Genomic DNA, 17367 nt, shown 5'->3' with positions numbered 1-17367 from the left:
TGACTTGCGGCACGAAACCCTAAAATCTTGTTGCGCCAAAACTCAAATAGTTGGAATATTCGTCGATAACAACTTTACATATAGCATTTCTGTTCCTAGACTGAGTTTATTGGTACTTTACGGAAGGAAAATACCATGCGTCACGCACTCTGGCATTCCTGGTCCCGTCTGTCCGGCGTCCTGTTTCCCGCGAGCGTCGCTGTCCTTTTCTTCACCCCGCAGGACTCAAGCTATGTGGTCATGCTGGCCATGGCAGCCCTGGCCTCCGGCGGCACCTGGGTCTATCTGCGCGATAAGCACGAGTAACAAGCCTAAGGACGAAGCTGGGCTGCCCCGCTAGAATGGCGGGATGCTCTCCGAATTCGACCTGATCAAACACTATTTCGACCGCCCCGTGCCGGGGCGTGCGACCCTTGGCATCGGCGACGACTGCGCCCTGCTGACCCCGGCCCCCGGGATGCAGACAGCCATTTCTTCCGACATGCTGGTCGAGGGCCGGCATTTCTTTGCCGGCGAAGAGGCCCAGCGCCTGGGGCACAAGAGCCTCGCCGTCAACCTGTCCGACCTGGCCGCCATGGGCGCCCGTCCCGTCGCCTTCACCCTGGCCCTGGCCTTGCCGGCCGCCGACCGCGCCTGGCTGGAAGGCTTTTCGCGCGGCCTGTTCGCGCTGGCCGATGCCCACGGCTGCGAACTGATCGGCGGCGATACCACCAAGGGGCCGCTGACGATCTGCATCACCGTGTTCGGCGAAGTGGCGCCGGGACGCGCCCTGCGCCGCAGCGCGGCCGTGGCGGGCGACGATGTCTGGGTCTCCGGCACCCTGGGCGATGCGCGCCTGGCGCTGGCAGGCTACCGCCAGGAGCCGGCCCTGGCCGCCCCGCTTAACGCCGCCGACCTGGCCGCCGCCGGCAGCCGCATGCACACGCCGACGCCGCGCGTGGCGCTGGGCGTGCTGCTGGCCGAGCGCGGCCTGGCGCACGCCGCGATCGACATCTCCGACGGCCTGGTGGGCGACCTGGGCCACATCTTGGCGCGCTCGGGCGTTGGCGCCACGCTGGACGCCGATGCGCTGCCGGCCGGACCGGTGCTGGCCGCCCAGCCGCTGGCCCTGCGCCGCGCCTTCACCGCCGCCGGCGGCGACGATTATGAAATCTGCTTCACCGCACCAGCCGCGTCGCGCGCGGCAATCGCCGCCGCCGCGACCGAATGCAGCACGCCGGTCACGCGCATCGGCCGGATCGATGGCGCGCCGGGCTTGCGCTGGACCGATGCGGCCGGCGCCCCGCTGGCGCTCGAATTGGCCAGCTTCGACCACTTCAAGTAAGCGCGCGGCGGTACGCGCCGGGCGGCTTGCCGACCAGCGCCGTGAATTCGCGGATGAAGTGGGCCTGGTCGAAATAGCCCAGGTCCTGCGCCAGCTTCGCCAAACTCGCCCGCTCCGGCGCCGCGCCGGCCTGCAACCGCGCCACCGCCTCGTGCATGCGGTAGCGTTTGATGACCCACTTCGGGCCCACGCCCACGTATTGCTGGAACAGGCGCTGCAGGGCGCGCTGGGTCATGCCGGCCTGCTGCGCCAGCGCCTCCACCGTCAGCAGCGCCGGATCGACCGCAATGGCCGCCACCAGCTGCGCCGCCTGCTCCGCGTCCGCATCCGGCGGCGGCAGGCGCGCCAGCAGGAAGTTGCGCGCCACCTCCGCCATCGCGCGCGGCAGCGCCGCCGCGTCGGCGTCCGCCAACGCCCTCAGCTCCCGCACCAGTTCCATGCCCGACGCGCCGAACAGGCTGGCCAGCGGCACGCGCTGGTCCGCGATCTGCGCCACCGGACGCCCGAGGAAAGGCCGGAAGCCGCCCGGCCGGAACTTGACCCCGAATGCAAAACCCTTCCCCGCCAGCGTCTTGCTATAGCGCGCCGTATGCACGCCATACACGCCCTCCGCCTCGTGTTCGACCACCAGGTGCACATTCGGGTGCGGCAGGGTTTCCTGCTGCCGCGCCGGCAGCCCCGCCATATCCCAGCCCACGAACCAGTAGTGCTCCACCAGCCCGGCCAGCGCGGCGCACGGCGCCAGGCGCTCGTGGCAGAATGCACCGGTGGCGAAGCCCGGCACCAGGACGCCACGCGGCGCCGCATCGATTTGTCGCGTTTTTCCAATCATAAGGGTGGGGAATCTAGCACACTGGCCGCCATGAAAACACTGATCCCTTTACTATTCGTATTGGCCGCAACCGCGGCGCACGCAGGAGACAAACCCATGCAGCAAATCGAAGGCAGCTTCGACGTCAAACTCACGCCGCAACCGGCAGCGGAAGGCCAGGCCTGGGGCCGGCAAAGCATCGAGAAGACCTTCCACGGCGCGCTGGCCGGCAGCAGCCGCGGCGAAATGCTCGCCGTGCGCACCGCCGTGCCAGGCTCCGCCGGCTACGTCGCGCTGGAAGAAGTCAAAGCCACGCTGGAAGGCCGCAGCGGCAGCTTTTTCCTGCAGCACTTCGGCCTGATGGACAAAGGCACGCCAAGCCTGACCGTCAGCGTGGTGCCCGACTCCGCCACCGGCGAACTCACCGGCCTGCAAGGCACGATGCAGATCGACGTCACCGGCGGCCAGCACCGCTACACCTTCACCTACAAGCTGCCGGCCAAATGATGTCATGCGGCGGTAACACGGGCGGCTTAAGATAGCGCCTGTCTCAACATTCAGTACCAACTCCCTACGAATGTATTTGGGGCCAGTTCCGGCGGGTGGAACTGGCCCCTTTTTTTATCCGGTGAGGGCGGTGTGGTCTTCGCCAGGCTCGCCGGCGCGGCGGCCGCTGCCGTGCATCAGCCAGTAGTGGTGGAAGGCCAGGCGGATGTTGTCGCGCAGCTGGGTGTCATCCCAGGGCTTGGTGTAGAAGCGGTAGATGGCGCCGCGGTTGATCGAATCGAGCACGGCCTCCAGCCCGGTGTAGCCGGACAGGATGATGCGGATCGTGTCCGGGTACATCTCCTTCACCTTGGCCAGGAATTCGGTGCCGGACAGGATCGGCATGCGCTGGTCGCACACGATCACCTGCACCGGATACAGCGCCAGCAGGTCGAAGCCTTCGGCCGGCGACACCGCCGTCAGGATGCGGTAGCCGTCGCGCCGGAACAGGCGGTGCAGCGAGGACAGTACGTTCACGTCGTCATCCACCAGCAGCAGGGTCTGCGGCGGTTCGGCCGCCACATTGGGGTCGGGCGGCAGGGCCTTGCCCGATTCGGCCAGCGCGCCCATATCCGCCGCCGCCAGCGGGCGTGAGAAGAAATAGCCCTGGATTTCGTCGCAGCGGTTGCGCCGCAGGTATTCCAGCTGCGGCCGGGTTTCCACGCCTTCCGCGATCACGCGCAGCTTCAGGCTGTGCGCCATGCTGATGATGGCCAGCGCGATCGCCGCGTCGTTCGGATTGGTGGTGATGTCGCGCACGAAGGCGATGTCGATCTTCAGCTTGTCGATCGGGAAGCGCTGCAGGTAGGCCAGCGAGGAGTAGCCGGTGCCGAAATCGTCGATCGCCACCTTGATGCCCAGGTCCTTCAATACCGTCAGCACCTGGATGGTGCGCTCGGCGTTCGACATCAGGGCCGTCTCCGTCAGCTCCAGCTCCAGCAATTCCGGCGGCACCTGGTGCCGCTCCAGCGCTTGCCGCACGTCGCTCTCCAGGTCGCCCTCCACGAACTGGCGGCTGGCGACGTTGACCGCCACATGCACCCCGCCCACCGGCGTGCGCAGCCAGGCTGCGATCTGGCGGCAGGCGGCGTCGATGATCCAGCTGCCGACACGCACGATCAAGCCGGTGTCTTCCAGCACGCCGACGAATTCGGCCGGATACACCAGGCCGTAGCCGGGGCGGTTCCAGCGCAGCAGCGCTTCCGCCCCGCTGATGCGGCCCGTGGTCAGGTTCACCTTGGGCTGGTAGTGCAGCTCCAGCTCATTGTTCTCCAGCGCGCGGCGCAGCGCCATTTCCAGGTCCAGCCGCGCCAGCACCTGCACATTCATGCCCGCCGTGAAGAAGCGGTAGCCGTCGCCGCCGGCTTCCTTGGCGCGTTCCATCGCCGTGTTGGCGTACTTAACCAGGGTCTCGGGATCGCTGGCGTCGTCCGGGTACATGGCGATGCCGATGGAGGCGGTCAGCGTGGCTTGGTGGTCATCCAGGTCGAACGGATTGCGCAGCGCCTCGCGCACCTCGTTCGCGACCAGCACCGCGTCCTGCTGGTCGCGCGTCATGCTCAGGATCAGTGCGAACTCGTCGCCGCCCAGCCGCCCTACCGTGTCGCGCAGGCGCACGCACTGCACCAGCCGGTTGGAAAATTCGTGCAGCAGGCGGTCGCCCATGGCCGCCCCCATCGAATCGTTCACCTTGCGGAAGCGGTCCAGGCCGATGAACAGCACCACGATGCGCCACTCCTTGTCCTGCGCCAGCTCGATCGACTCGCCCAGGGTCTCGAAGAACAGGGTGCGGTTGGGCAGGCCGGTCAGGGCGTCGTAGTGCGCCATGTGGCGCAGGCGCTCCTCCGCCAGGCGCCGCTCGCTGATGTCGCGCGCCACGCAGATCAGGGTGCGGTGCGCCGACTCGCCCTCGCTTTGCAGCAGCCAGTACACCTCCACCGGCACCGCCGCGCCGTCGCTGCGCAGCAGCTCCCCTTCCGCCAGGTCCGGCGCGCGGTGCGGCGCGGCGGCGGCCTGGCCGGCGCGCGCCGCCTGCTGCGCCAGCTCCTCGCGCCCGCCCAGTCCCAGGCGGCCCGCCTCCTGCGCCAGCAGCTGCGCGCGCGGGTAGCCCAGCATGCGGCCGGCACCCTCGCTGGCGTCCACCAGCGCCAGGGTATCGGTGTCGATCAGGAAGATGGCGTCGGCGGTGGCATCCATCGCGCTGCGAAAGCGCTGCAGGTCGGCGGTGCGGGCGCGCACGGTCTGCTCCAGCACTTCGTTGTGGTCGCGCGCCTCGCGGTGCAGCAGGCGCACTTCCAGCATATTGTGGATGCGCGTCAGCACCTCCACCGGGTCGAACGGCTTGCTGACGAAGTCGCGCGCGCCGGCGTCGAGCGCGGCCAGCTTCTGGTCCGGCTGCGCCGTCACCACCAGCACCGGCAGGTATTCCGGCTCCAGCGGCTTGAGGGCCTCCATCACATCGAAGCCGCTCATGCCGGGCATGTGCAGGTCGAGGATGATCAGGTCATAGCGGTGCGCTTCATGCCAGGGCGCCACCACGCGCGGGTCGGTGGTGGAGCTGACCTGGACATAGCCGCTGGTCTGCAGCAGGTATTCCAGCAGCTGCACATTGACCGGCTGGTCATCCACGATGAGGATGTTGGCGTTGAGGATATCGTCGCGGCTGATCACTTGGACGTACTCCCTTCCTCTTCCCGGCGCGCCAGGAAGGACATGGTGCTGTTGATCGCATCCGTGAACTCGTCGATGTTGATCGGCTTGATCAGGTAGCGGAAGAAACCGGCCGCCAGGCCTTTCTCCACGTCGCGCGGCATGGCGTTGGCGGTCAGGGCAATCACCGGGATGTGGGCGGTGCGCGGATCGGTGTGCAGCAGCTTGACGGCATCGAGGCCGCTCAGGCCCGGCAGGTTGATGTCCATCAGGATCATGTCCGGCTGGTGGGCGCGCGCCAGCTCGATGCCCAGGTGGCCGTCCGGCGCCGACAGCAGTTTCAGGTCGGGGCGGAAGCTGATGATTTCCTCCACCAGCTTCAGGTTAGCCGGGTTGTCTTCCACATACAAGATGGTGGCCGGTTCGCCTTGCGCGTGGCGCGGCAGCGGCGGCACACTCTCCGCGTCCGGGTCAATGCGCGACGGCGTCGGCTCGGTCGACGCCAGCTCGATCCAGAACATGCTGCCCGCGCCCTGGCTGCTGGTAACGCCGATGGTGCCGCCCATCAGCTCGACCAGGCGCTTGGTCACCACCAGGCCGATGCCGGTGCCCTCTTCCGTGCCGCTTTCCTGCCCCAGCCGGTTGAACGGCTGGAACAACTGCTTGACCTGCTCCGGCCGCAGGCCCATGCCGGTATCCTGCACCGACACGCGCATCAGCCCTGGCCCGCCCGGGCTGCAGTCGACCACCACCGAACCGGCCTCGCGGTTGTACTTGATGGCGTTGGACAGCAGGTTGAGCAGGATCTGCTTGAGGCGCGTGCGGTCGGCCGTGACATTGGCCGTGCAGGCGTCCGGGAACAGCAGGCGGATGCCGCGCTGGTCCGCCAGCGGCGCCACCATGCCCTCGCACTCCTGCAGGATTTCCTGCAGCGCCACCGGCTCCAGCGACAAGGCCACGGCGCCCGACTCGATCTTGGCCAGGTCGAGGATTTCGTTGATCAGGGTCAGCAGGTGGCGGCCCGACTTCAGGATATGGCTGGCGAACTCGCGCTTTTGCGCCAGGGTCGACGGCAGCTTTTCCGAGGTGAGGATTTGCGCGAAACCGAGGATCGCGTTGAGCGGCGTGCGCAGCTCGTGGCTCATGGACGAGAGGAAGGCCGACTTGGCCTGGTTGGCGCTCTTGGCCTCCTCCATGGCCAGGGCCAGCTCGCTGTTGGCCTGCTCCAGCTGCAAGGTGCGCTCGTGCACGCGCAGCTCCAGCTCCTCGTTCAGGCGCATGACTTCCTGCTGCGCCTTGCTGCGCTGCTCGGCCTCGCGCGCGATCTCGCTGTTGGAGTTTTCCAGCTCGCGCGTGCGGCTCTCGATCACGCTCAGCATCTTGTTGAAGGAGGCCGCCAGCTCCGCCACTTCGTCGTTGCTGGTGCCGGGCGCGCGGCGCGAATAGTCGCCCGTCTCCACCACCTCGCGCGCCACATCGGCAATGGCCAGCACCGGCTGCGTCACCACCTTGTTCAGGGGCCGCATCAGCAGGTAGGCGATGCCCAGCGCCAGCAAGGTGGCGATGATGGCGATCATCGCGTAGTCGCTGAAGCGGCTGAGGATCTCATAGTCGGCCTGCAGGTAGACCGTGCCCAACACCTCGCCGTTATCGCGGATGCGGCGGAACAGCAGCATCTTGCCGTTCACGAAGGCGACGCCGTCGGCGCGCGGCGCCTGCGGCACCTGGACATCCAGGCCGGGCGCCACATAGGTGGCAAACAGCTGGCCGCGCGCACTGTAGATGGCGCCCGCGTTGACCTTGGGTCGCAGGCGCAGCAAGGCCAGGTTTTCCTTGGCCAGGCGCTGGTCGTCGAAGGTCAGCGCCGGCGCGCTCATATGCCCCAGCAGCTCGGCCTGGGTGGTCATGTCGGCCGTCAGCGACTGGTGGTAGGCGCGCAAGTCGTAGGCCAGGATGGTGCCGAGCGACACCAGCAGCGCCGCCAGCGTGACCAGCATGACCACGCCCAGCAGCTTTTGCGGCAAGGAGCGGCGCCGGCTCATCATCCCGCCACCTGCTGCACGCGGTACGCCGCCGACAGCATGCGCGCACTGATTTTCAGGCGCGCCGCGGCAGCCGGCTTGAGCGACACCTCAAAGCGCAGCCGTTCATCGGCGATGACGAAGTTGATCATGCTGCCCAGGCCAAAGGTCTCGTCGGCATCGGTCACGGTCAGCACCGGCTGGCCGCGGCTGGCGCTGAGCAGGTCCTGCGCCAGCGTTTTGTCCTGCGCCGCCACGAACAGCATATGCACGCCGGCCAAGCCGTCGCCGCGCCGGATGCGGCGCACCTGCAAGGGCCGGCCATTGGCGCTGTGGCCGGCCACGGTCTGCTCCAATTGCCCGGCCAGCGCGTCGGCGCCGACCACGCCGATCACCACCGCGCTGTCGGGACGGCTGAAACTGCCTTCGGGCCACTCGACAAAGCCGGCAAACTTGAGCAGGTAGGCCGCCTTGACCTGGCGTTCCAGCGTGCTATTGGTCTGCGCCAGGGCAAGCAGGGGCCACAGCGCTGCCAGCAGCACTGCCACCCAGACACCGGGACATCTTCCTTGGAGCGTCCTCACCACCTTGCCTCGCGAACAGGGGACTGCGCCATTCTATCGCTGAGTCCAAAAACCCGGCGCATTTCTTGATTTACCGCACCACAGCGGCCCTGCGCGACTTGCAAGTTAGTCGTGATGCCACATTATTGCGCTGCAGCGTGGTCAATGTGCACAGCAGCGCGCTAGAATGGGGTCAACCGCATTTGTTTGCTAAAGGAGCCACAAGTGAGTACCGATATCAACGAATTGGCCGCCCAGGTGGGCAAGGCCCTGCAGGACAAAGGCTTGCTGTTGGCAACCGCAGAATCGTGCACCGGCGGCGGCATCTCCACCGCCATCACGGAAATCGCCGGCTCCACCGGCTGGTTCGATTGCGGCTTCGTGTGCTACTCCAACGCCTCCAAGACCGAGATGCTGGACGTGCCGGCCGCCATGATGGCGCAATTCGGCTCCGTCAGCGAAGAGGTGGCGGCCGCCATGGCGCAGGGCGCCATCGGCAGCAGCAATGCGCACGTGGCGGTATCGGTGACCGGCATCGCGGGCCCGACCGGCGCCGTACCGGGCAAGCCGGTCGGCACCGTCTGTTTCGGCTGGGCCAACGGCGACACGATGCACACCGAGCGCCTGGTGTTCGGCGGCGACCGCCACGCGGTGCGCCAGCAGACCATCGAGCATGCGCTGAAAGGGCTACTGCGCTTTATTAATTGACTGCGTTGAGCAGCCGGCTGCGCTGCGCCGCGTGCGCCGCGTCCGGCTCGAACAGGGTCAGCCCCGCGATCGCGCGGCTGATCGCCACATACAGGTAGCGCCGCTCCTCGGCGAATTCCTCCGCGTTGCGCGTCACGCGCGGGAACTGGCCATCCTCCATATAAGGCAGCAGCACCTGCTGCCACTCCCTGCCCTTGGCCGACTGCACCGTGGCCAGCGCCAGCGCCTTGCTCGCGCCGCTCTTGCCGCTCTTGCCGCGCGTGGCCACCTGGCGCCGGCGCAGCTCCTCCAGGAAAGCCGGCGCTTTGGCCTCGCCCTGGCGCCGGGCAAAGTCGAGGAAGGCGCGCAAGGTGCGCAGCACCGAATCGGCATGGGCGCGGTTGACGAAGGTGCGGCGCGTGGCAGCCGGCAGGTCCAGACCGTCGCTCGCCAGCTGCAGCAGCTGCGCCGCGCTGGCGCTGGACGCCTGCGCTTTCATCTGCTCCAGCACATTGGCCAGGCGCTGCTTCCAGCGCCGCGTAACGCCCGTATCGTAGGGCTGCTCCACGCACAGCAAGCCGCTGAACATGAATTCCAGCGTTTCCGGATCGCGCACCACGGCATCCTTCTGCTGCTTATAGGCGTCGCCCGAGCCGTAGATCGCGTGGTCCGCATCGTAGTCGCTGCGCTCGCCGGAGACCGCGAAATAGGTCTGCAGCCCGTCCACCATCAGCTCGCAGCTCTCCTTATCCGCCTTCAGCGTGCTGTAGTCGCCGCAGGCCACGTGCAGCAGCGCGCGCAGCGCCATGATCTCGGGCCGCTGCAGGTAGGAGGCAAAGCCGTCGCAGTTATAGGGCAGGCCCGCGTCCAGCAAGGCGTTCTCGATTTCCACGCTCTGATCCACCTCGCGCAGGATAATGGCCAGGTCCGGCCCCCTGGCCAGCTCCTGCGCCCGCGCCACCACGGCGCGCGCGCAGGCCTGCGGATCCGACGGATCGTATTCCGCATGGCGCACTTCGGAATAGGTATCGGGATGCGACTCGAAACCGCACTTGGGCAGGGCGCGCTCCAGCAGCTTTTTCAGCGACACGCCGCAACGGCGCGACTGCGACAGCGGCAAGCGCTCCGCATCCGGGAAGGCCAGCTCGAAGCCGCCGCCAGAGAAGCGCGGATCGGCGCCGCGCTCGGCGTTGATGACCTGGTGGCGATCGCCCACCACCACCAGGCGCGCCTGGCGGCGGAACAGCTGCAGCAGCTCGAACTCTGCCGCGTTCACATCGTGCCACTCGTCGACCAGCAGCAGGTTCGCCTGCGGCATATCATGCACCGCCTCCGGGAAGCGGCGCAGGATGGACACCAGGTCGGTCGCATAATCGACCGGCGCCTGCCACAGGATATGGCCGGCCTGCGGCTGGCGGCGGCGCTCGAACTCATGGAAGATCTCCACGATCTCGCGGTCGTCCAGCTCGAACTGGCTGCACAGCTCATCGAAGGTGAAGTCATCGAACACCTCATCCTCGAAGCGCAAGGTGGCCAGCGTCGCCTTCATCTGCGCCAGCAGCTGCAGCATCATCTCCACGCGCTGCGTGCTGCGTTCGAAATCGAAGTCGAACTCCGTATAGCGGCCCGCGTGGCGCTGCCACACCGCATTGGCCGCCGCCACCAGCATCGGGCGCATCTGCTCCAGGCTGGACCAGCGCTGCGGCAGGTCCAGCCAGCTGCCATGCTCCGCGATGCGCGTCAGCTGCGAACGCGCCAGCGCCTCCACGGTCAGCACCTGCACCTTGCGGCCCGGGCACTCCAGCGCCAGCTTCTCATAGAAGCGCAGGCGCGCCCCCTCCGAAAAACACAAGCCCAGGACCACGCCCGGTTCCTGTGCCGCCAGCATGGCCAGCGTGGTAGTCTTGCCAGTCCCGGCGCGCGCCTCGATCATCAAGGTCTGGGCGCGGGATTTCAGGATCGCTTCCTGCTCGCTGGATGGTAAAACTCGCATGCCTGTTCAATGGTGCCAATGAAAACACGCATTCTACCTTGGCTGGCGCTGGCCGCCGCCGCGCCCATGGCGGCGGCCGGCCCGCTCACCGTCTACGCCGCCGGCGACATCGCCGACTGCCGCTACACCCGCGCCGCCAACTCCGGCGCCGCCGAAACCGCCGCCCTGATCGCCCAAGGCGACCCCAAGGCCCTGGTGCTGTCCCTGGGCGACCACACCTACCCCAATGGCACCGCCGCCGAATTCCGCGACTGCTACACCCCCACCTGGGGCCGGTTCAAGGAACGCACCCGCCCCGCGCCCGGCAACCACGAATACGGCAGCGGCAACGCCAACGGCTACTACGACTACTTCGGCGAGCTGGCCGGGCCGCGCGGGCGCGGCTATTACAGTTTCGACAAGGGCGGCTGGCACTTCATTTCCCTGAACAGCCACCTCAACCCCGCCGAGCACCAGCGCCAGCTCCTGTGGCTGAAAGACGACCTGGCCGCCAGCCAGGCGCGCTGCACCCTCGCCTACTGGCACGCGCCCATGTATAGTTCTGGCGGACACGCCCCGAGCAAGAAGATGCAGGACGTCTGGCACGCGCTGCACGGCGCCGGCGTCGAACTGGTGCTTTCCGGGCATGACCACGACTACGAGCGCCTGGCCCCGATGGACGCCGAGGCCCGGCCCGACGCCGCGCGCGGCGTACGCCAGTTCGTGGTCGGCACCGGCGGCGCCTACCTCACGCCCTACCTCTGGATTCACGACCAGAGCGAAGCGCGCATCAACTGGCGCACCGGCGTGCTGAAACTGAAATTGAAAGAGAACGGCTACGAATGGGAGTTCCTGGCGGTCGAACCCAGGACCGCACCGGAGCACCCGCAGCAGGAAGCCAGCGACAGCGGCGCGGCCGACTGCCACAGATAACAGGAGCATCAATGCAAAACACGGTTCACTTCGTCCTGCAAGGCAAGGGCGGCATCGGCAAAACCTTCGTCTCGACCATCCTTGCGCAATGGCTGCAAGGGAAAAGCGAAACCCCGCTGCGCTGCTACGACACCGACCAGGAGAACACCACCTTCTCGCGCTACAAATCGCTGAATGTGAAGCACGTGCCGGTGATGACCGAAGCGCGCACCATCGACCCCAAGCGCTTCGACGCCCTGATGATCGACATCCTGGAGCAGGACGGCAACTGCGTGATCGACAACGGCGCCAACACCTTCTCCCCGCTGATGGCGTACTTGATCGAGAACGACTGTTTCAACCTGCTCGAAGAATCCGGGCGCAAGGTGTACATCCACACCATTGTCGGCGGCGGCGACACGCTGCACGACACCGCCATGGGCTTCGTCACCACGGCCAAATCGACCCAGGTACCGCTGGTACTGTGGGAAAACGAGCATTTCGGCCTGCTGCAATCGGCCTCCGGCAAATCCTTCCTCGAATCGCAGACCTACGCCGACAACTCGGCGCGCGTGCGCGGCCGCATTGTGCTGAGCGCGCGCAACGCCGACACCTTCGGCGCCGACGTCAAGAAGATGAACACCGGCCGCCTGACGATCGACGAAGTGAAAGCCAGCGACAAATTCAACGTGATGGAAAAGCAGCGCATCAAGGTCGTGTTCCGCGACCTGTTCGAACAACTCGACCTGGTGAACTGGTAATGGCCCTCGACCCGCACAAGCTGCGCCTGCACGTCTTCGAAAAGACCGGCATCAAGGTCGACGTTGACGACCCCATTTTCGCCCTGGTCGCCCTGAACGAAGCGGTGCTGGAAGAAGCGGTCGAGCGCCACCTGGCGCGCCTGGACAGCGTCCGGCCCGCTGCAGCACCGGCCAGCGCAAACGCAACACCTGGCGCCGCGTACGTCCCGCCGCCCGGCGCCCGGCCCATCCCCACCTCGCACGAACCGTTTTCCCGCCGCGAATTGCGGCTGCTGGCCGCCGCCGCCGGCGTCGCCATCCTGACCGCCGCGCTGGTGCTGATCGGCCAAGCCATCTTCCGCCAGCCCGCCGGCATCCCCCCGGCCAAGCTCGAGCGCGCCCTGCAAACCCTCGACGCCCCCACCCGCGCCAAATTCGAAGCCGCGCTCGCCAAATAAGCGGTGCCCAAACCGGTGCCAGGTCTGTCATTTGGACAGCTAGCGCTAACGTTTGACGTTTCTCAATACGCTGATTTCCCTGAAATCGCGTATTGAGAAAGATCAAAGAAGCTGCTTGCGTGTCCGAATGACAGACCTGGCACCGGTTTTAGCCCGAATTTCATGCTAACATATGAATACCTATTCATTTGTTTGCTATGGCCATTTATCCTGATAACGATGCTTCCGTGGCGGAGCTGGCGGATCTGTTTCATTTGCTGGGCGATCCGACCCGGCTGCGTATCGTGCTCGCTTGCCTGGAGCAACCGATCGCGGTGAGCGATATCGCGGCGTCGCTCCAGCTGAGCTCTTCGCTGGTGAGCCACCACCTGCGCTTGCTGCGCGCGGCGCGTATCGTGAAGTCGGAGCGCCAGGGTAAGCAAGTCTTCTATTCCACCGCCGATGCCCACATCAGCGGTGTCCTGCGCGATATGCTGGAGCATATTGCCGAACCTTCCAACGGGAATTAGCTATGGGCGCGCACCATCATCACGGGCATGGCCACGATCACGGCCACCATCACCACCACGGCGATCCGGGCCACGGGCGTGCCTTCGCCATTGCCATTACTCTCAATGCGCTCTTTGTGGCGATTGAGTTCTTCTACGGGTTCCTGGCCAATTCGACGGCACTCATGGCCGATGCGGGCCATAACCTGTCGGATGTGCTGAGCCTGATGCTGGCCTGGGGGGCGGCGATCCTGGCCAAGCGGGAGCCGTCGGGGCGCTATACCTATGGCTTGCGCAGCAGCTCGATCCTGGCTGCGCTGTTCAATGGCATGCTGCTGATGGCGGCGACCGGGGCCATTGCCTGGGGTGCGGTGGAGCAGTTGATGGCGCCGCGTCCGGTGCAGGGTTTGACCGTGTCCATCGTGGCCGGCGTCGGCATTGCGGTGAATGGCATCTCGGCCTGGCTGTTCATGAAGGGCAGCAAGGATGACTTGAATATCCGTGGCGCTTACCTGCATCTGGCGGCGGATGCGGCGATTTCGCTGGGCGTCCTGGTGGCGGGCCTGCTGGTCATGTACACGGGCTGGGCCTGGGTCGATCCGGCGGTGAGCCTGGTGATCGTGGTGCTGATCATGAAGAGCACCTGGTCGCTGCTGCGCGAGGCGCTGGATATGACCCTGGGCGCGGTGCCGGGCAATATCAATGCGGCGGAGGTGGAGAAGTTCTTGCTGGCGCGCCCTGGTGTGGCGGGCATGCATGACCTGCATATCTGGTCCATGAGCACGACCGATGTGGCGCTCACTTGCCATCTGGTGATGCCGGGCGGCTATCCGGGCGATGTGGCCATCGATGAGATTGCGCGGGGCTTGAAGGAGCAGTTCGGCATTCAGCATACGACCCTGCAAACCGAACAGGGCACCACGCAGCATGAGTGCAGCCTGCATGGCCACAGCCCTGGGCCGGGCGGCAGCGCTGGCGCGCCCGGGCACGCTCATGGGCACGGCCACGGCTGCGACCATGGCCATGCCCACTAAGCTTATTTGACGTCCATCAGTTCCACGTCGAAGATCAGGGCGGAGTTGGCGGGAATGCCGCCCATGGCGCGCGCGCCGTAGGCCAGTTCGGCCGGGATGATCAGGGTGCGCTTGCCGCCCACTTTCATGCCGACGATGCCCTGGTCCCAGCCTTTGATGACTTTGCCGCTGCCCAGTTTGAAGTCGAGCGGCTCGCCGCGCGGGAGGGAGCTGTCGAACTGGCGGCCGCGCTGGTTCTTGGCCAGCGGGCGGTACAGCCAGCCGGTGTAGTGCATGTAGACGGTGGCGCCGACCGTCGCTTCGGCGCCTTTGCCGATTTTATTGTCGGTGACGATCAGTTGCTCGGCGGCGGGGCCGGGCTGGGCCGAACCGGGCACGATCGGTTCCGACTTGGCCGGCGCGGCGGCTTCCGCCTGCGGAGCCGGCGCGGGTTCTTGTTGGGTTGGCTGCTGTGCTTGCGCCAGGCCGGCTGCAGCGCACAGGATGGCGAACAGGATCGAAGTGCGTTTCATGTGATTTCTTTACAGAGTATTAAGGCGGCTGCAATGATAGCAAAACAACCCGCGCACAAACTGTTTTTTGCACTCTGGCCGGACGCGGCGACGCGGCAAGCTCTGGTCCGCCTGCAGCAACCGGTGCACGGGCGCCTGATTCCGCCGGACAAGCTGCACCTGACCATGGCCTTCCTGGGCCAGCAGCCGGCCGCGGCGCTGCCGCTCTTGCAGGCGATCCTGGCGGCCAGCGCCATGCCTGCGCTGACGTTGCACATCGATTGCTACGGCTATTTCACGCGCCCGCGCATTGCCTGGGCGGGGATGCGGGCGCCGCCGGCGGCCCTGTTGGCGGCGCAGGCGGATCTCATGGCGCGGCTGGAAGCGGCGGGGTTTAGTGCGGCAACGCATGGCGAATTCAGGCCGCACGTCACTTTGGCGCGGGAGGCCGAGGCGGCGCCGGCGGTGTTTGGCGCGGCGCCTGTGGTGTGGCAGGTCGCAGGACTCGCGCTGGTCGAATCCATGCCCGACGGCGCTTACGTGCCGCTGGCGCTCGCGGGCGCCGGGGCGGCATCGGGCACCGGCTCGGCCACCTGATCGGCCAGCTTGCGCAGCAGGTGGCCGGCGGCCACCATGCCGAAGGTCGCGGTCACCACCATGGCCGAGCCAAAGCCGGCGCAATTGATGCCCGTCACGCCTTGCTGCGGGGCGCGTTCGTCGCCGTCCACCGTGCACACTTCGCCGCTTTCCGGGAATTTCAGCGGTTCCATCGAGAACACGGCGTCCACCCCCAGCTTGTTTTTGGAGTTGGGCGGGTAGTTGAACTGGCTGCGCAGGCGGCGCCGCACTTTCTTGAGCAGCGGTTCCTGTTCGGTCTTGGACAGGTCGCGCACTTCGATGCGGGTCGGGTCGGTCTGGCCGCCGGCGCTGCCGATCACCACCAGCGGGATTTGCTTGCTGCGGCAATAGTGGATCAGCGCGGTCTTCGATTTGGCGGAGTCGATGGCGTCCACCACATAGTCGAAGTTGTGCGCGCCCACCATCTGGTCCAGGTTGTCGGGCGTGATGAAGTCTTCCACCTGCACCACTTCGCAGAAGGGGTTGATCTGGGCGATGCGCTCGGCCAGCGCGCTGATCTTGGCCATGCCGATGGTGCCGCTCAGGGCCTGGATCTGGCGATTGATGTTCGATTCGGCCACGTTGTCGAGGTCGATCAGGGTCAGCTTGCCGATCGCGGAGCGCGCCAGCGCTTCCACGATCCACGAGCCGACGCCGCCGACCCCGATCACGCACACATGTGCTCCACGGAAACGGGCCAGGGCTTTTTCGCCGTACAAGCGGGCAATGCCGCCAAAACGGCGGTCAAAATCGATATCTTCCAGAACTGGATCAACTATTTGCGGGGAATTCATCCCGTTATTTTAGCCGAGCCGGGCTACAATGTTTTCTCTTGCCAAGTTCACCAGACCCGCACCATGAGTAATTCCCTGATCGACACCGCACCGGGCTACGACCAGCCCATCGCCGTCCTGAAGCATTGCCACGACAAGATCCGCAAGCAATTGCAGACCCTGCAGAACCTGCTGACCCACCTGCCGCAGCATGGCGCGGATGCGGATGCCCAGCAGGCGGCCCAGGCCGTGCGCAAGTACTTTAACAAGGCGGCCCACCTGCACCACCAGGACGAGGAAATGGACCTGTTCCCGCTGATGACCGCCGCCGCCCAGGGCGAGGATGCGGCCTTGCTGGCCGAACTGGGTCCACAAATCGTGGCGCACCACCAGCAGATGGACCGCGACTGGTCCACGCTCGATCCGCAACTGGAGAAAATCGCCAGCGGCGCCAGCGCGGCGCTGGCTGCGGCGGATGTCGAGCGTTTCGTGCAAGCCTACAGCGCGCACATGGCCACCGAAGAGGCGTACATTGCTCCCATGGCGAAACGCATCCTGAGCCCGGCCCAGATGACCATCCTGGGCGAGGCCATGCAGCAGCGCCGCGGCATCTTGCCAGCAGCCGCTGCGGGCGGCATCGCGCTGGCGGATTTGCGCATGGATTATGGCCGCGCCAGCCTGTCGGAGGCGGATACCCTGGGCGAGCCGATCGCGCAGTTTGCCAAGTGGTTCAATGAGGCCATGAAGGCCCAGGTAAACGAACCGAACGCGATGAGCGTGGCGACGGTGGGCGCGGATGGCCGCCCGAGCTCGCGCATCGTCCTGATCAAGCAGTACGACGAGCGCGGCTTTACCTGGTACACCAATTACCAGAGCCAGAAAGGCCAGCAGCTGGCGGCAAACCCGCACGCGGCCATCCTCTTCTTCTGGCCGGAACTGGAGCGCCAGGTGCGGATCGAGGGCCGGGTCGAAAAGACGGCGGAGGAAGAAAGCGACAAGTATTTCTACAGCCGTCCGGTGAAGAGCCAGCTGGCAGCGATCGCGTCGCAGCAAAGCCGCGCGGTCGCCAGCCGCGAGCAGATGGAAGAGCAATATGCCGCTGTGGAAGCGGCCAGCGGCGACCAGCCGCAACGACCGGCGCATTGGGGCGGTTACCGCCTGGTGCCGGAACGGGTGGAATTCTGGCAGGGGCGCGCGTCGCGCTTCCACGACCGGATCGTGTACACGCGGCAGGCGGATGGCAGCTGGCGCAAGGAGCGCATCCAGCCATAATCCACTTG

Annotated in this window: 18 protein-coding genes; 11 read left to right on the top strand and 7 right to left on the bottom strand. The window is 66.3% G+C overall.

Going from position 1 to position 17367, the window contains the following annotated elements:
- Nucleotides 1-135: 135 nt before the first annotated feature.
- Together GTP41_RS01595 and thiL are read left to right on the top strand one after the other, a co-directional pair.
- The gene (locus GTP41_RS01595; RefSeq protein WP_161023794.1) at nucleotides 136-306 is read left to right on the top strand and encodes a hypothetical protein; all 171 of its coding nucleotides are present in this window, start codon (nucleotides 136-138) and stop codon (nucleotides 304-306) included.
- 43 nt (nucleotides 307-349) lie between these two features.
- Entirely contained in the window at nucleotides 350-1324 is a 975-nt protein-coding gene (gene thiL, locus GTP41_RS01590; protein WP_161023793.1) for a thiamine-phosphate kinase, read from the top strand.
- Here thiL and GTP41_RS01585 read toward each other — a convergent pair.
- Nucleotides 1317-2156, bottom strand: coding sequence for a helix-turn-helix domain-containing protein (locus tag GTP41_RS01585; protein WP_161023792.1), 840 nt, complete (start codon nucleotides 2154-2156; stop codon nucleotides 1317-1319). The two genes, thiL and GTP41_RS01585, sit on opposite strands and share 8 nt — an antisense overlap.
- Nucleotides 2157-2252: 96 nt before the next feature.
- On the opposite strand from GTP41_RS01585, the gene GTP41_RS01580 reads away from it, so the two are divergent.
- Complete coding sequence (locus tag GTP41_RS01580) at nucleotides 2253-2642, top strand: DUF3224 domain-containing protein (protein WP_161023791.1); 390 nt, start codon at nucleotides 2253-2255, stop codon at nucleotides 2640-2642.
- Between the two features lie 114 nt (nucleotides 2643-2756).
- Here GTP41_RS01580 and GTP41_RS01575 read toward each other — a convergent pair whose 3' ends face one another.
- Genes GTP41_RS01575 through GTP41_RS01565 form a run of 3 tightly spaced genes read right to left on the bottom strand, consistent with a single transcriptional unit; the run spans nucleotide 2757 to nucleotide 7899 of the window.
- A complete protein-coding gene (locus GTP41_RS01575; RefSeq protein ID WP_161023790.1) occupies nucleotides 2757-5351 on the bottom strand; it encodes an EAL domain-containing protein in 2595 nt (864 codons plus the stop codon).
- Nucleotides 5348-7375, bottom strand: coding sequence for a sensor histidine kinase, YfiR-like protein-associated (locus GTP41_RS01570; protein ID WP_229502696.1), 2028 nt, complete (start codon nucleotides 7373-7375; stop codon nucleotides 5348-5350). Before GTP41_RS01570 ends, GTP41_RS01575 begins: the two co-directional genes overlap by 4 nt.
- Entirely contained in the window at nucleotides 7372-7899 is a 528-nt protein-coding gene (locus tag GTP41_RS01565) for a TOL_0243 family YfiR-like periplasmic protein (protein WP_161023789.1), read from the bottom strand. The genes GTP41_RS01570 and GTP41_RS01565 overlap by 4 nt, the downstream gene beginning before the upstream one ends.
- A 240-nt stretch (nucleotides 7900-8139) precedes the next feature.
- Between GTP41_RS01565 and GTP41_RS01560 the strand changes: the two genes are divergently transcribed.
- Nucleotides 8140-8622 carry a CinA family protein gene (locus GTP41_RS01560; protein WP_161023788.1) on the top strand — a complete coding sequence of 161 codons (483 nt, stop codon included), beginning with the start codon at nucleotides 8140-8142 and terminating at the stop codon, nucleotides 8620-8622.
- Here the strand turns inward: GTP41_RS01560 and GTP41_RS01555 are convergent.
- Entirely contained in the window at nucleotides 8615-10594 is a 1980-nt protein-coding gene (locus tag GTP41_RS01555) for a 3'-5' exonuclease (RefSeq protein ID WP_161023787.1), read from the bottom strand. The two genes, GTP41_RS01560 and GTP41_RS01555, sit on opposite strands and share 8 nt — an antisense overlap.
- A gap of 18 nt (nucleotides 10595-10612) precedes the next feature.
- Here GTP41_RS01555 and GTP41_RS01550 point away from each other — a divergent pair, with 18 nt between their 5' ends.
- The 5 genes from GTP41_RS01550 (at nucleotide 10613) to GTP41_RS01530 (ending at nucleotide 14205) form a co-directional block, all read left to right on the top strand.
- Nucleotides 10613-11506, top strand: coding sequence for a metallophosphoesterase family protein (locus GTP41_RS01550; RefSeq protein ID WP_229502695.1), 894 nt, complete (start codon nucleotides 10613-10615; stop codon nucleotides 11504-11506).
- Nucleotides 11507-11517: 11 nt separating this feature from the next.
- A complete protein-coding gene (locus GTP41_RS01545) occupies nucleotides 11518-12246 on the top strand; it encodes a P-loop NTPase family protein (protein ID WP_161023785.1) in 729 nt (242 codons plus the stop codon).
- Entirely contained in the window at nucleotides 12246-12683 is a 438-nt protein-coding gene (locus tag GTP41_RS01540) for a hypothetical protein (RefSeq protein ID WP_161023784.1), read from the top strand. Before GTP41_RS01545 ends, GTP41_RS01540 begins: the two co-directional genes overlap by 1 nt.
- A 197-nt stretch (nucleotides 12684-12880) precedes the next feature.
- Entirely contained in the window at nucleotides 12881-13192 is a 312-nt protein-coding gene (locus GTP41_RS01535) for an ArsR/SmtB family transcription factor (RefSeq protein WP_161023783.1), read from the top strand.
- Between the two features lie 2 nt (nucleotides 13193-13194).
- Nucleotides 13195-14205: a cation diffusion facilitator family transporter gene (locus GTP41_RS01530; RefSeq protein ID WP_161023782.1), complete on the top strand. Its 1011-nt coding sequence runs from the start codon at nucleotides 13195-13197 to the stop codon at nucleotides 14203-14205.
- Nucleotides 14206-14207: 2 nt separating this feature from the next.
- Here the strand turns inward: GTP41_RS01530 and GTP41_RS01525 are convergent, their stop codons facing one another.
- Complete coding sequence (locus tag GTP41_RS01525; RefSeq protein WP_161023781.1) at nucleotides 14208-14717, bottom strand: FKBP-type peptidyl-prolyl cis-trans isomerase; 510 nt, start codon at nucleotides 14715-14717, stop codon at nucleotides 14208-14210.
- Nucleotides 14718-14750: 33 nt separating this feature from the next.
- Between GTP41_RS01525 and thpR the strand changes: the two genes are divergently transcribed.
- Complete coding sequence (gene thpR / locus GTP41_RS01520; RefSeq protein WP_161023780.1) at nucleotides 14751-15293, top strand: RNA 2',3'-cyclic phosphodiesterase; 543 nt, start codon at nucleotides 14751-14753, stop codon at nucleotides 15291-15293.
- Here the strand turns inward: thpR and tcdA are convergent.
- Nucleotides 15233-16108 carry a tRNA cyclic N6-threonylcarbamoyladenosine(37) synthase TcdA gene (gene tcdA / locus GTP41_RS01515; RefSeq protein ID WP_161023779.1) on the bottom strand — a complete coding sequence of 292 codons (876 nt, stop codon included), beginning with the start codon at nucleotides 16106-16108 and terminating at the stop codon, nucleotides 15233-15235. The genes thpR and tcdA overlap by 61 nt on opposite strands.
- 63 nt (nucleotides 16109-16171) lie before the next feature.
- Here tcdA and pdxH point away from each other — a divergent pair, with 63 nt between their 5' ends.
- Nucleotides 16172-17359 (top strand): pyridoxamine 5'-phosphate oxidase, encoded by a 1188-nt coding sequence (gene pdxH / locus GTP41_RS01510; RefSeq protein WP_161023778.1) that lies wholly within the window; start codon nucleotides 16172-16174, stop codon nucleotides 17357-17359.
- Nucleotides 17360-17367: the final 8 nt, after the last annotated feature.

Source organism: Pseudoduganella guangdongensis, assembly GCF_009857475.1.
Classification (GTDB): domain Bacteria; phylum Pseudomonadota; class Gammaproteobacteria; order Burkholderiales; family Burkholderiaceae_D; genus Rugamonas; species Rugamonas guangdongensis.
This window is presented reverse-complemented; position numbering and strand designations above follow the sequence as displayed.

Bases quoted from the DNA above. Each gene is read 5' to 3' on its own strand.
- GTP41_RS01595 (WP_161023794.1), top strand. From the start codon at position 136: ATGCGTCACGCACTCTGGCATTCCTGGTCCCGTCTGTCCGGCGTCCTG.
- thiL (WP_161023793.1), top strand. From the start codon at position 350: ATGCTCTCCGAATTCGACCTGATCAAACACTATTTCGACCGCCCCGTG.
- GTP41_RS01585 (WP_161023792.1), bottom strand. From the start codon at position 2,156: ATGATTGGAAAAACGCGACAAATCGATGCGGCGCCGCGTGGCGTCCTG.
- GTP41_RS01580 (WP_161023791.1), top strand. From the start codon at position 2,253: ATGCAGCAAATCGAAGGCAGCTTCGACGTCAAACTCACGCCGCAACCG.
- GTP41_RS01570 (WP_229502696.1), bottom strand. From the start codon at position 7,375: ATGATGAGCCGGCGCCGCTCCTTGCCGCAAAAGCTGCTGGGCGTGGTC.
- GTP41_RS01555 (WP_161023787.1), bottom strand. From the start codon at position 10,594: ATGCGAGTTTTACCATCCAGCGAGCAGGAAGCGATCCTGAAATCCCGC.
- GTP41_RS01550 (WP_229502695.1), top strand. From the start codon at position 10,613: ATGAAAACACGCATTCTACCTTGGCTGGCGCTGGCCGCCGCCGCGCCC.
- GTP41_RS01545 (WP_161023785.1), top strand. From the start codon at position 11,518: ATGCAAAACACGGTTCACTTCGTCCTGCAAGGCAAGGGCGGCATCGGC.
- GTP41_RS01540 (WP_161023784.1), top strand. From the start codon at position 12,246: ATGGCCCTCGACCCGCACAAGCTGCGCCTGCACGTCTTCGAAAAGACC.
- GTP41_RS01535 (WP_161023783.1), top strand. From the start codon at position 12,881: ATGGCCATTTATCCTGATAACGATGCTTCCGTGGCGGAGCTGGCGGAT.
- GTP41_RS01530 (WP_161023782.1), top strand. From the start codon at position 13,195: ATGGGCGCGCACCATCATCACGGGCATGGCCACGATCACGGCCACCAT.
- GTP41_RS01525 (WP_161023781.1), bottom strand. From the start codon at position 14,717: ATGAAACGCACTTCGATCCTGTTCGCCATCCTGTGCGCTGCAGCCGGC.
- thpR (WP_161023780.1), top strand. From the start codon at position 14,751: ATGATAGCAAAACAACCCGCGCACAAACTGTTTTTTGCACTCTGGCCG.
- tcdA (WP_161023779.1), bottom strand. From the start codon at position 16,108: ATGAATTCCCCGCAAATAGTTGATCCAGTTCTGGAAGATATCGATTTT.
- pdxH (WP_161023778.1), top strand. From the start codon at position 16,172: ATGAGTAATTCCCTGATCGACACCGCACCGGGCTACGACCAGCCCATC.